11 protein-coding genes are annotated in these 12,703 nt (G+C 54.8%); 6 read left to right on the plus strand and 5 right to left on the minus strand.

Annotation, left to right across the window (positions count from 1 at the left end; all coding sequences use genetic code 11):
- The first annotated feature begins 29 nt into the window (after positions 1-29).
- Complete coding sequence (idnR, locus tag QMN38_RS16430; RefSeq protein ID WP_271449188.1) at positions 30-1,028, plus strand: DNA-binding transcriptional regulator IdnR; 999 nt, start codon at positions 30-32, stop codon at positions 1,026-1,028.
- 79 nt (positions 1,029-1,107) lie between these two features.
- Positions 1,108-2,610, plus strand: coding sequence for a helicase HerA-like C-terminal domain-containing protein (locus QMN38_RS16435; protein ID WP_323605385.1), 1,503 nt, complete (start codon positions 1,108-1,110; stop codon positions 2,608-2,610).
- 195 nt (positions 2,611-2,805) lie between these two features.
- On the opposite strand, the gene lptG is transcribed toward QMN38_RS16435, so the two are convergent.
- The 3 genes from lptG to ytgA all read right to left on the minus strand — a co-directional run bounded on the left by lptG (position 2,806) and on the right by ytgA (position 5,102).
- On the minus strand, positions 2,806-3,888 hold the full coding sequence (lptG, locus tag QMN38_RS16440; protein WP_137383924.1) for an LPS export ABC transporter permease LptG: 1,083 nt from the start codon (positions 3,886-3,888) through the stop codon (positions 2,806-2,808).
- Positions 3,888-4,988 carry an LPS export ABC transporter permease LptF gene (gene lptF / locus QMN38_RS16445; RefSeq protein WP_271440330.1) on the minus strand — a complete coding sequence of 367 codons (1,101 nt, stop codon included), beginning with the start codon at positions 4,986-4,988 and terminating at the stop codon, positions 3,888-3,890. Before lptF ends, lptG begins: the two co-directional genes overlap by 1 nt.
- 63 nt (positions 4,989-5,051) lie before the next feature.
- Positions 5,052-5,102, minus strand: coding sequence for a protein YtgA (ytgA, locus tag QMN38_RS16450; protein ID WP_211180521.1), 51 nt, complete (start codon positions 5,100-5,102; stop codon positions 5,052-5,054).
- Between the two features lie 153 nt (positions 5,103-5,255).
- Between ytgA and pepA the strand changes: the two genes are divergently transcribed.
- The 4 genes from pepA to QMN38_RS16470 all read left to right on the plus strand — a co-directional run bounded on the left by pepA (position 5,256) and on the right by QMN38_RS16470 (position 10,890).
- Positions 5,256-6,767, plus strand: coding sequence for a leucyl aminopeptidase (gene pepA / locus QMN38_RS16455; protein ID WP_323605386.1), 1,512 nt, complete (start codon positions 5,256-5,258; stop codon positions 6,765-6,767).
- 144 nt (positions 6,768-6,911) lie between these two features.
- Positions 6,912-7,355 (plus strand): DNA polymerase III subunit chi, encoded by a 444-nt coding sequence (gene holC, locus QMN38_RS16460; RefSeq protein WP_271449200.1) that lies wholly within the window; start codon positions 6,912-6,914, stop codon positions 7,353-7,355.
- Positions 7,355-10,210, plus strand: coding sequence for a valine--tRNA ligase (locus QMN38_RS16465; RefSeq protein WP_323605387.1), 2,856 nt, complete (start codon positions 7,355-7,357; stop codon positions 10,208-10,210). The genes holC and QMN38_RS16465 overlap by 1 nt, the downstream gene beginning before the upstream one ends.
- A gap of 176 nt (positions 10,211-10,386) precedes the next feature.
- A complete protein-coding gene (locus QMN38_RS16470) occupies positions 10,387-10,890 on the plus strand; it encodes a GNAT family N-acetyltransferase (protein ID WP_271440328.1) in 504 nt (167 codons plus the stop codon).
- 25 nt (positions 10,891-10,915) lie between these two features.
- On the opposite strand, the gene QMN38_RS16475 is transcribed toward QMN38_RS16470, so the two are convergent.
- Together QMN38_RS16475 and miaE are read right to left on the minus strand one after the other, a co-directional pair.
- Positions 10,916-11,746 carry a topoisomerase II gene (locus QMN38_RS16475; RefSeq protein WP_271440327.1) on the minus strand — a complete coding sequence of 277 codons (831 nt, stop codon included), beginning with the start codon at positions 11,744-11,746 and terminating at the stop codon, positions 10,916-10,918.
- Between the two features lie 169 nt (positions 11,747-11,915).
- Positions 11,916-12,674: a tRNA isopentenyl-2-thiomethyl-A-37 hydroxylase MiaE gene (gene miaE, locus QMN38_RS16480; RefSeq protein ID WP_271440326.1), complete on the minus strand. Its 759-nt coding sequence runs from the start codon at positions 12,672-12,674 to the stop codon at positions 11,916-11,918.
- Positions 12,675-12,703: the final 29 nt, after the last annotated feature.

A 12,703-nucleotide genomic window follows, 5' to 3' on the forward strand; every position in this document is an offset into this window, starting at 1 on the left:
AGTCCGCGCTCCCCGGCTCAGGAGAGAAAATGAGGAACCACAGAATTTCTTTGCAAGACATCGCCACGCTGGCGGGTGTGACCAAAATGACAGTGAGTCGCTACATCCGTTCACCGAAAAAGGTCGCAAAGGAAACCGGTGAACGCATCGCGCAAATTATGGAGGAGATTAATTACATCCCCAACCGTGCACCCGCGATGCTGTTGAATGCGCAAAGCTATACGCTCGGCGTACTGATCCCCTCGTTTCAAAACCAGCTGTTCGCTGACATTCTGGCCGGTATTGAATCTGTCACCTCCGACCATAACTATCAGACGCTGATCGCCAACTATAACTACGACCGGGAATCCGAAGAAGAATCGGTAATCAACCTGCTGTCGTACAATATCGACGGCATTATTCTTTCCGAGAAATACCACACCCTACGCACCGTTAAATTTCTGCGCTCTGCCAACATTCCGGTGGTCGAGCTGATGGATATCCAGGGCGATCGCCTGGACATGGAGGTAGGCTTTGATAACCGTCAGGCGGCATTTGATATGGTCAGCACCATGTTGGATAAACGCCTGCGACATAAGATCATCTACCTGGGTTCGAAAGACGATATCCGCGATGAACAACGTTATCGTGGCTACTGCGACGCCATGACCCGCCGGGGTCTGGAACCGCTGCGCGTTAACCCACGCGCCATCTCATCCATCCATCTGGGCACACAAATGATGCGTGATGCGCTCACTGCACATCCGGATTTAGACGGCGTATTTTGCACCAACGACGACATCGCGATGGGCGCACTGCTGCTGTGTCGCGAGCGCGAGCTTGCCGTCCCGGAGCAGATCTCGATTGCCGGTTTTCACGGCCTGGAAATGGGTCGGCAGATGATCCCAAGCCTTGCCAGCGTCATTACCCCGCGTTTTGAAATCGGTCGTATGGCGGCACAGATGTTACTGAGCAAAATCAAGAACAACGACCACAACCACAATACTGTCGATTTGGGGTATCAGATTTATCACGGCAATACGCTTTAACGCCTTTTCTCACACCCGCGCATACTTTCTTTCATCGACATTGCCTATACTCCAGGCAGGATAAATGGAGGAAATCTCAATGAGCGCACCCCTGCTAATTGCCCGCACGCCGGACACCGAACTGTTTTTACTGCCAGGCATGGCCAACCGTCACGGGCTGATTACCGGCGCGACCGGGACCGGTAAAACCGTCACGCTACAGAAGCTGGCCGAATCGTTGTCCGAGATTGGCGTACCGGTCTTTATGGCCGATGTGAAAGGTGACTTAACCGGCGTGGCCGAGGAAGGACAAGCGTCTGAAAAGCTACTTACCCGCCTGAAAAACATCGGCATTACCGACTGGCAGCCACATGCTAATCCGGTCACGGTGTGGGATATTTTCGGCGAAAAAGGTCACCCCGTTCGCGCCACAGTTTCTGACCTTGGGCCGCTGCTGCTGGCCCGTTTGCTGAACCTCAATGACGTACAGTCCGGCGTGCTGGATATTATCTTCCGCATTGCCGATGACCAGGGACTGTTACTGCTGGATTTCAAAGATCTGCGGGCCATCACCCAGTACATTGGCGATAACGCTAAATCCTTCCAGAACCAGTACGGCAACATCAGCAGCGCCTCGGTCGGGGCTATCCAGCGCGGGCTGCTGTCACTGGAGCAACAGGGTGCGGCGCACTTCTTTGGCGAACCGATGCTGGACATCAAAGACTGGATGCGTACCGATGCCAATGGCAAAGGGGTGATTAATATCCTCAGCGCCGAGAAGCTCTACCAGATGCCCAAACTGTATGCCGCCAGCCTGCTGTGGATGCTCTCCGAACTGTACGAACAACTGCCAGAAGCCGGCGATCTGGAAAAACCTAAACTGGTGTTCTTCTTCGACGAAGCCCATCTGTTGTTCAACGACGCCCCGCAGGTGCTGCTGGATAAAATCGAACAGGTCATCCGCCTGATCCGCTCGAAAGGGGTCGGCGTGTGGTTTGTTTCGCAAAACCCGTCGGACGTTCCGGACAACGTACTCGGCCAGTTGGGCAACCGCGTGCAACACGCCCTGCGCGCGTTCACGCCGAAAGATCAGAAAGCGGTGAAAACCGCGGCGCAAACCATGCGTGCCAACCCGGCATTTGATACCGAAAAAGCCATTCAGGAATTGGGTACCGGCGAGGCGCTAATCTCGTTTCTGGACGCCAAAGGCAGCCCGTCGGTAGTTGAGCGAGCGATGGTCATTGCGCCGTGCTCGCGGATGGGGCCGGTGACGGACGATGAGCGCAACGGGCTGATTAATCACTCGTCCCTGTACGGCAAATACGAAGAAGAGATCGACCGAGAGTCAGCCTATGAACGTTTGCAGCAAGGCGTGCAGGCCAGCACCGGGCAGCAAAATACGCCACCCGCCAACGGTAAAGCAGTCGAGGTGGACAGCGGTATTCTCGGTGGGTTGAAGGATATTCTGTTTGGCAGCACCGGACCGCGTGGCGGCAAACGCGATGGCGTGGTACAGAGCGTGGCGAAAAGCGCGGCGCGGCAAGTCACCAATCAGATAATCCGCGGGATGTTGGGGAGTTTGATGGGCGGGAGAAAACGCTAGTCCCCGTGGTACTGTGCCGGATGGCGGCGTAAACGCCTTATCCGGCCTACAAGCCCTGAGTAGGCCTGATAAGCGCAGCGCCATCAGGCACTGCGTGGTTCGTTGCCGGATGGCGGCGCAAACGCCTTATCCGGCCTACAGGCCCCGAGTAGGCCTGATAAGCGCAGCGCCATCAGGCACTGCGCTTTACTGTGATTACGACCTACGCAGCATCAGCCACAAACTAATCAGCAGGAAACTGGCACTTGGCAGCAGCGCGCCGATAATCGGCGGAATACCATACACCAGCGTCAGCGGGCCAAAGATTTGGTCCAGCACATAGAACACAAAGCCAAAGCTAATCCCCGTCACCACACGCACGCCCATCGGCACGCTACGCAGCGGACCGAAGATAAACGACAGCGCCATCAGCATCATCACCGCGACAGACAGCGGCTGGAAGACTTTGCTCCACATATTGAGCTGGTAGCGCCCGGCGTCCTGGCCGCTCGACTTCAGGTACTTCACGTAGTTATGCAGACCGCTAATCGACAGTGCATCCGGGTCCAGTGCCACCACACCGAGTTTGTCCGGCGTAAGGTTGGTTTTCCACGTCCCGCTCACCGTTTGCGAACCCGTGATCTGTTTTGGATCAGTCAGGTTAGACTCATCCACCTGCGACAAACGCCAGACTTTCTGTTCCGGGTCAAATGTTGCGCTGGCAGCATAACGTACCGACTGCAGACGACGCTTATCGTTAAAGGAGTAAATGCTAATCCCGCCTAATTCGGCGTCCCCTTTCACTCGCTCGATGTAAACAAAGCTGTCGCCATCTTTCGCCCACAGCCCTTGCTGGGTAGACAGCAGCGAGCCACCGTACATCTGCTGCGCACGATAGTTACGCGCCATCTGTTCGCCCTGCGGCGCAACCCATTCACCGATGGCCATCGTCAGCAGCACCAGCGGAATCGCGGTTTTCATCACGGACAGCGCCACCTGCATACGGGTAAAACCGGACGCCTGCATCACCACCAGTTCACTACGCTGAGCCAGCATGCCCAGCCCCAGCAACGCGCCGAGCAGTGCCGCCATCGGGAAGAAGATTTGGATATCTTTCGGAGCGCTAAGCAGGGTATACAGCCCGGCGCCCATTGCATCGTAGCTCCCCTGCCCGGCTTTTTTCAGCTGGTCGACAAACTTGATGATCCCGGAGAGTGACACCAGCATGAACAACGTCATCATGATGGTGGTAAAAATGGTTTTACCGATATAGCGGTCAAGTACACCAAAGGGCTGCATTATACCGCTCCTTTACGCATAAAACGGGCACGCAAGCGGCGCATCGGCACCGTATCCCAAAGGTTAAGCACAATCGCCAGTGCCAGATAGGCAAGGTTAACCACCCACATCCAGAACACCGGGTCCAGCTTACCTTTCCCGCCGTTCGACTTCAGCGACGTCTGCACCAGGAAGAACAGTAAATAGAGCAGCATGGCTGGCAGCATGGACAGTACGCGACCCTGACGCGGGTTAACCACGCTCAGCGGGACAACCATCAGCGCCATCATAAATACGGTGAATACCAATGTGATACGCCAGTGCAGCTCCGCACGGGCCCGATCGTTGTCGGTATTCCACAGCGTGCGCATATCCATCTGGTCGGTATCGTTGGGGTCCAGCGCCACGGCCTGATGGCCAATAATTGCCTGATAGTCCTGGAAATCGGTAATGCGGAAATCGCGCAGCAGCGCGGTCCCTTCAAAACGCGTACCTTTGTTCAGCACCACGACCTGAGAGCCGTCACGCAACTGAGTCAGATGTCCGGAATCAGCCACCACCACCGAAGGACGGGCGTTACCTTTCGGGCGGATTTGCGCGAGGAACACATCTTTGAAGCTGCTACCGTCAACACTTTCGATAAACAACACCGAACTTCCGTTCGTTGCCTGCTGGAATTGCCCTTGAGCAAGCGCCGCCATGCCGGGGTTCGCTTTCGCTTCCGCCAGCACTTCGTCCTGATGTCTGGAGGACCAAGGCCCTGCCCACATTACGTTGACTGCCGCAACGATACTGGTAAACAACGCCAACACCATCGCCGCTTTTACCAGCACAGCCTTGCTCAGCCCGCAGGCGTGCATAACCGTAATTTCACTTTCGGTATACAGTTTGCCCAGCGTCATTAGCAGCCCAAGGAACAGGCTTAAGGGCAAGATAAGTTGCGCCATTTCTGGCACGCCCAGCCCCAGCAGCGAGAGCACCAGATTTGCCGGGATATCACCGTCAACCGCCGCACCCAGGATCCTGACTAACTTTTGACAAAAGAAGATCAAAAGTAGGATGAAAAGGATCGCAAGTTGGCTTTTGAGCGTTTCCCGTACCAGATATCTTATGATTATCACTTTAAATACGCCCGTAAAAACCCGTCTTTTTGCAGGAAAATAGCTTGTTTCATGGCTTAAACGTCATTTATTCTCTTGAGTCGTCGAAATCGTCGCTAAGATTATTATACTCAACGGATCCACCTCTCAGAAATTGTTCTGACGTGCCAATGCCGTAATAACGTTAAGATTAACACGAAGTCACCGCAACAGCGGGTATGAGTTACGAAAGCTTGCAATTCTATCCGTAGCCACCGCCGTTGTCTTTAAGATTCAGGAGCGTAGTGCATGGAGTTCAGTGTAAAAAGCGGTAGCCCGGAGAAACAGCGGAGTGCCTGCATCGTCGTGGGCGTCTTTGAACCACGCCGCCTCTCTCCGATTGCAGAGCAGCTCGACAAGATCAGCGACGGGTACATCAGCGCACTGCTGCGTCGTGGCGAACTGGAAGGTAAACCGGGTCAAACCCTGTTGCTGCACCATGTTCCTAACGTCCTGTCTGAGCGAATTCTCCTCATTGGTTGTGGCAAAGAGCGTGAGCTTGATGAGCGCCAGTACAAGCAGGTCATTCAGAAAACCATCAATACGCTGAATGATACCGGTTCGATGGAAGCCGTTTGCTTCCTGACCGAGCTGCACGTCAAAGGCCGCAATAACTACTGGAAAGTGCGTCAGGCTGTCGAAACAGCGCAAGAAACGCTGTACAGCTTTGATCAGTTGAAGACCAACAAAAGCGAGCCGCGTCGTCCGCTGCGTAAGATGGTGTTCAACGTACCGACCCGCCGTGAGCTGACCAGCGGTGAACGTGCTATTCAGCACGGTCTGGCCATTGCCGCCGGGATTAAAGCGGCGAAAGACCTCGGCAACATGCCGCCGAACATCTGTAATGCCGCGTACCTGGCGTCTCAGGCACGTCAGTTGGCAGACAGCTACAGCAAAAATGTTGTGACGCGCGTCATTGGCGAGCAGCAAATGAAAGAGCTGGGTATGCACTCTTATCTTGCGGTCGGCCACGGTTCGCAGAACGAGTCGCTGATGTCGGTCATCGAATACAAGGGCAATCCGTCTGAAGATGCGCGTCCGATTGTGCTGGTCGGCAAAGGGCTGACCTTTGACTCCGGCGGTATTTCCATCAAACCAGCCGAAGGCATGGATGAGATGAAATACGACATGTGCGGTGCTGCGGCAGTGTACGGTGTGATGCGCATGGTGGCGGAACTCCAACTGCCGATCAACGTCGTCGGCGTACTGGCGGGTTGTGAAAACATGCCTGGCGGTCGCGCGTATCGTCCGGGTGATGTGCTCACCACTATGTCTGGTCAGACTGTTGAAGTGCTCAATACTGATGCTGAAGGCCGTCTGGTGCTGTGCGACGTGTTAACCTACGTCGAGCGCTTTGAACCCGAAGCCGTCATTGACGTCGCCACCCTGACCGGCGCGTGCGTGATTGCCCTGGGTCATCACATCACCGGCCTGATGTCGAACCATAACCCACTGGCGCACGAGCTGATCGGCGCGTCCGAACAAGCGGGTGACCGCGCGTGGCGCCTGCCGTTGGGTGATGAGTATCAGGAACAGTTAGAGTCAAACTTTGCGGATATGGCGAATATCGGTGGACGTCCTGGCGGCGCGATTACCGCAGGCTGCTTCCTGTCACGCTTTACCCGTAAGTACAACTGGGCGCACCTGGACATCGCCGGTACCGCATGGCGTTCAGGGAAAGCCAAAGGCGCAACCGGTCGTCCGGTCGCGTTGCTGTCGCAGTTCCTGCTCAATCGCGCCGGATTTAACGGCGACGAGTAATGTGTAAATGCCGGATGGCGCTACGCTTATCCGGCCTACAAAGCAGCAAGCTGTAGGCCTGATAAGACGCGCGAGCGTCGCCATCAGGCGATAAGGCCGGGTCACCCGGCCTTGTATTTAAATCCACCACAAGAAGCCCCATATATGAAGAATGCGACGTTCTATCTTCTGGATAATGACACTACCGTTGATGGCTTAAGCGCCGTCGAGCAACTGGTGTGTGAAATTGCCGCAGAACGTTGGCGCGCGGGCAAGCGCGTATTGATCGCCTGCGAAGATGAAAAACAGGCCATACGCCTGGATGAAGCATTGTGGGCAAGACCGGCAGAGAGTTTTGTGCCGCATAATCTGGCGGGTGAAGGCCCCAGAGGGGGCGCGCCGGTAGAGATAGCCTGGCCAGAAAAACGCAACAGTAGCCCGCGCGACCTGCTCATCAGTTTGCGCGTTGGCTTTGCAGATTTTGCCACCGCTTTCACAGAAGTGATAGACTTCGTCCCTTACGAAGATTCTTTGAAACAATCGGCACGCGATCGCTACAAAGCTTACCGCGTGGCTGGTTTTAACCTGAATACGGCAACCTGGAAATAATGGAAAAGACATACAACCCACAAGATATCGAACAGCCGCTTTACGAGCACTGGGAAAAGCAGGGCTATTTCAAACCTAACGGCGATGAAAGCAAAGAGTCCTTCTGCATCATGATCCCGCCGCCGAACGTCACCGGCAGTTTGCATATGGGTCATGCTTTCCAGCAAACCATCATGGACACCATGATCCGCTACCAGCGCATGCAGGGTAAAAATACTCTGTGGCAGGCGGGTACCGACCACGCGGGTATCGCAACCCAAATGGTGGTTGAGCGTAAGATTGCCGCTGAAGAAGGTAAAACTCGTCACGATTACGGTCGCGAAGCGTTTATCGATAAAATTTGGCAGTGGAAAGCGGAATCCGGCGGCACCATTACCCGTCAGATGCGCCGCCTGGGCAACTCTGTTGACTGGGAGCGCGAGCGCTTCACGATGGACGAAGGTCTTTCCAATGCCGTGAAAGAAGTCTTTGTTCGCCTGTACAAAGAAGACCTGATTTACCGTGGCAAACGCCTGGTAAACTGGGACCCGAAACTGCGCACTGCTATCTCTGACCTGGAAGTGGAAAACCGTGAGTCCAAAGGCTCGATGTGGCACATCCGCTATCCGCTGGCCGATGGCGCGAAAACCGCAGACGGTAAAGATTACCTGGTTGTTGCCACTACTCGTCCAGAAACCGTACTGGGCGATACCGGCGTTGCCGTAAACCCGGAAGATCCGCGTTATAAAGACCTTATCGGCAAATTCGTCATTCTGCCGCTGGTTAACCGCCGCATTCCAATCGTCGGTGACGAACATGCGGATATGGAAAAAGGCACCGGCTGCGTGAAGATCACCCCGGCACACGACTTTAACGACTATGAAGTCGGTAAACGTCACGGCCTGCCGATGATCAACATTTTGACCTTTGACGGTGATATCCGCGAAACCGCGGAAGTGTACGACACTAAAGGTGAAGAATCCGACGTCTACTCGAACGAGATCCCGACTGAATTCCAGAAACTGGAACGCTTTGCCGCGCGTAAAGCCGTGGTTGCGGCCGTTGACGCTCTGGGTCTGCTGGAAGAAATCAAACCCCACGATCTGACCGTGCCGTACGGTGACCGTGGCGGCGTGGTTATCGAACCGATGCTGACTGACCAGTGGTACGTCCGCGCAGATGTGCTGGCGAAACCGGCAGTTGAAGCGGTTGAGAACGGCGACATCCAGTTCGTACCTAAGCAGTATGAAAACATGTACTTCTCCTGGATGCGTGATATTCAGGACTGGTGTATCTCCCGTCAGCTGTGGTGGGGCCACCGTATCCCGGCATGGTATGACAACGACGGCAACGTCTACGTTGGCCGTACCGAAGCTGAGGTGCGTCAGGAAAACAACCTCGGTGCCGACGTTGCACTGCGTCAGGACGAAGACGTTCTGGATACCTGGTTCTCCTCCGCGCTGTGGACCTTCTCTACCCTCGGCTGGCCGGAAAACACCGATGCGCTGCGTCAGTTCCACCCAACCAGCGTGATGGTCTCCGGTTTTGACATCATCTTCTTCTGGATTGCCCGCATGATCATGATGACCATGCACTTCATCAAAGATGAAAACGGCAAGCCGCAGGTTCCGTTTAAGACCGTCTACATGACCGGTCTGATTCGTGACGACGAAGGCCAGAAGATGTCCAAATCCAAGGGTAACGTCATCGACCCGCTGGATATGGTTGATGGTATTTCTCTGGCAGAACTACTTGAAAAACGTACCGGCAACATGATGCAGCCGCAGCTGGCTGAGAAAATTGCCAAGCGTACCGAGAAGCAGTTCCCGGACGGCATCGAGCCGCACGGCACCGACGCCTTGCGTTTCACCCTGGCAGCGCTGGCCTCTACTGGGCGCGATATCAACTGGGACATGAAGCGTCTGGAAGGTTACCGTAACTTCTGTAACAAGCTGTGGAACGCCAGCCGCTTCGTGCTGATGAACACCGAAGAGCAGGATTGCGGCTTCAACGGCGGCGAAATGACTCTGTCTCTGGCAGACCGCTGGATCCTGGCTGAATTCAACCAGACCATCAAAGCGTACCGCGAAGCGCTGGATAACTTCCGCTTCGATATCGCTGCGGGCATTCTGTACGAATTCACCTGGAACCAGTTCTGTGACTGGTATCTGGAGCTGACCAAGCCGGTTATGAACGGCGGTTCTGAGTCTGAACTGCGCGGCACCCGCAATACGCTGGTTACCGTGCTGGAAGGTCTGCTGCGTCTGGCGCACCCGATCATTCCGTTCATCACCGAAACCATCTGGCAGCGTGTGAAAGTCATTTGCGGCAACACCGCAGATACCATCATGCTGCAGCCGTTCCCGGAATATAACGCGGCGCAGGTTGACGAAGCGGCACTGGCTGACACTGAATGGTTGAAGCAGGCGATCGTTGCCGTACGTAACATCCGCGCGGAAATGAACATCGCCCCAGGCAAACCGCTGGAACTGCTGCTGCGTGGTTGCAGTACTGACGCGATGCGTCGTGTGAACGACAACCGTAGCTTCCTGCTGAACCTGGCACGACTGGAAAGCATCACCGTGCTGCCAGCCGATGACAAAGGTCCGGTTTCCGTGACTAAAATCATCGACGGTGCCGAACTGCTGATCCCGATGGCTGGCCTCATCAACAAAGAAGATGAGCTGGCGCGTCTGGCAAAAGAAGTGGCGAAAATCGAAGGCGAGATTGCCCGTATCGAAGGCAAGCTCTCCAACGAAGGTTTCGTTGCTCGCGCACCGGAAGCGGTCATCGCTAAAGAGCGTGAGAAACTGGACGGTTACGCAGAAGCCAAAGCGAAGCTGATTGAGCAGCAGGCGGTCATCGCCGCGCTGTAAAAATCGTGCCTGTACGTTTGCCGGATGGCGCTGCGCTTATCCGGCCTACAGGCATCGTCAACACAGGTCGGATAAGCATAGCGCATCCGACCTGTGTTGAATTATCCTCGCTTGCACTTCCCCTCTCCGCAGTGGTATTAACTGCATATGTCTCACTTTTATGTCATGAGTTCGCTATGAGTGTCATTACGCCTGTCTCGGCTACGCTGCGTCGCATTGCTGCCGACGATAACCCCGCCATTGCCTGTGTGATCCGCCAGGTCTCCGCCGAATACGGCCTGACTGCCGATAAAGGCTATACCGTTGCCGACCCCAATCTGGACGAACTGTTCCAGGTTTACAGCCAGCCGGGCGCGGCCTATTGGGTGGTTGAGCAAAACGGTGAAGTCGTGGGCGGCGGCGGCGTTGCGCCGTTAGGCTGTAGCGAGCCGGACATTTGCGAGCTGCAAAAGATGTACTTCCTGTCGAGCGCACGCGGTCAGGGACTCGCGAAAAAGCTGGCGCTAATGGCGCTGGATCATGCCCGTGAGCAGGGTTTTAAGCAGTGCTATCTGGAAACAACTGCATTCCTGACTGAGGCTATCCGTCTGTATGAACATTTAGGGTTTGAGCATATCAGCGAAGCGCTTGGCTGCACCGGCCACGTCGATTGCGAAGTAAGGATGTTAAAGCCCCTCTGACGTCAGGCAAAGGGGCATTTCTGCTTTACTGCATTTCGGCTGAAAGCATCAGACGGATCACGCCAGCCGCGCGAGCGGTGGGGAGTTTCAGCACCTGAGTCCAGAGATCCTGCACAATCTCACAGGCGATCTTCTCTTTGCCAATTCCTTTATTCGGGTCGGCCATAATCTGAATATCATCCCCATAGCGCTGTACCAGCCCGGGGCTGATCGCTTGTAAATCCTGCAGCGCCAGCTGTTTTTCCTCGGCCGTCACCGTATGTTTATCCGGGCCATAGGCGGCGCGCATCATGCCCATATCGCCCACCATCCGCCGATTCATAATCTCACGCGGGACAAGATGTACCGGGTTAATGCCCCCTTTCACCGCCGGAAACAGGAAACGGAAACATTCGTCATCACCCACCTTTTCCACCGCAGCAATCTGCTCAAGGTTAATCTTCATATACTCAATGACGTTAGCATCAGGTGCTTGCTGCAGACGTGCCATCTGTAGCTGAAGGATTTGCGGCTGTATGGCATCGATAACCTGCTGCTCACTTTTGCCCTCGTTCTTCATCTGCACGGCCTGGGTGATGATTTTTTGTGTTAGCGCTGGCTCCTGCTCTCTAATCACCTGAAACACCGGATTGGCGCGCATCGCATTGTCAAACTTCTGCTCTTCGGTCATACCATATTCCGGACTTTCACGCGGGATAAGGTAGTGCACATCAAAAATATTCCATGCAATAATCGCGACCACAAAAATCACCGCGCCGGAGATCTTGCCTACCCAGCCTTTTTTGCGAAACATGCCGACGACGATAGCAATCACCGCCCCGATATAGCCCGCCAACACTACGTGTGCCCAGTTCATTAACCATCCTTATTCAAATCGATACGTATGTCGGGGATATATTTCCCCGTTGTGTGTTCTGATTATTACGGTAGAGGCGATGGTTTTCCAGCCACCAGAATTTATCTGCAGGTATCAGGAAGAGGAGAGATGGCGCGGCAACCATGGCGAGCCGCGCCGGGAAGGTGTATTACGCGGGTACGCCGCTGTGAAAGCGGAATTCATCATCTGGAGACAGGATCAGCGACGCTTCCACTTCACCAAAGAAACGCACCCGGGCGCTGATGTCATCGGTTGAAATCTGCTGTGCCAACGCCAGGTAATCCTGATAATGGCGCGCCTCTGATCGTAGTAGCGACAGATAAAACGCCTGTAAATCATCATCCAGATACGGTGCCAGCGCCGCGAATCGTTCACAGGAGCGCGCCTCAATGTATGCGCCGCAAATGAGCTTATCAATCAGCGTTAAGGGCTCGTGGGTGCGAACCTCTTTAAGCATGCCTTTGGCGTAACGACTGGCAGTAATTTTGATGTAGGGGATGTTGCGGCTCATCATCGCCTCGCGCACCTGCCAGAAATGATGCAGCTCTTCTTTGATCAGCAAAACCATGCTGTCGATAAGCTTGCGCCCCCACGGATCGTCGGTCTGCGGCATCACACTTTTGCTGATCTGTTTATTCAGTGCAATGAAGTCAGGCTCCTCTCCCTCTCTGAACGCAAAAGCCTCATAGGGTTTCAGCCAGTCCAGCAACGCCTGTGAACCAGCTTTGTCAGCGACATATTTACGCACCAACAGCATCGCTGTTTGTGCCGCTTTCAGCTCGCAGACGAGGTGATCGGTCAGCAGCAGGGGAAGATTTGCCGGGTCCTGCGCTTTATCAAGCCATGCCTGGGGTGTTTTGCAGTGCAGAAAATTGAGGATTGGGGAGAGTATTTGCGGGTAATCCATACATTGTCCTTGCCCTACGGCAGCAAACA

The organism is Citrobacter sp. R-1.5.2, assembly GCF_035064245.1.
In the GTDB taxonomy this organism is placed as follows: Bacteria; Pseudomonadota; Gammaproteobacteria; order Enterobacterales; family Enterobacteriaceae; genus Citrobacter.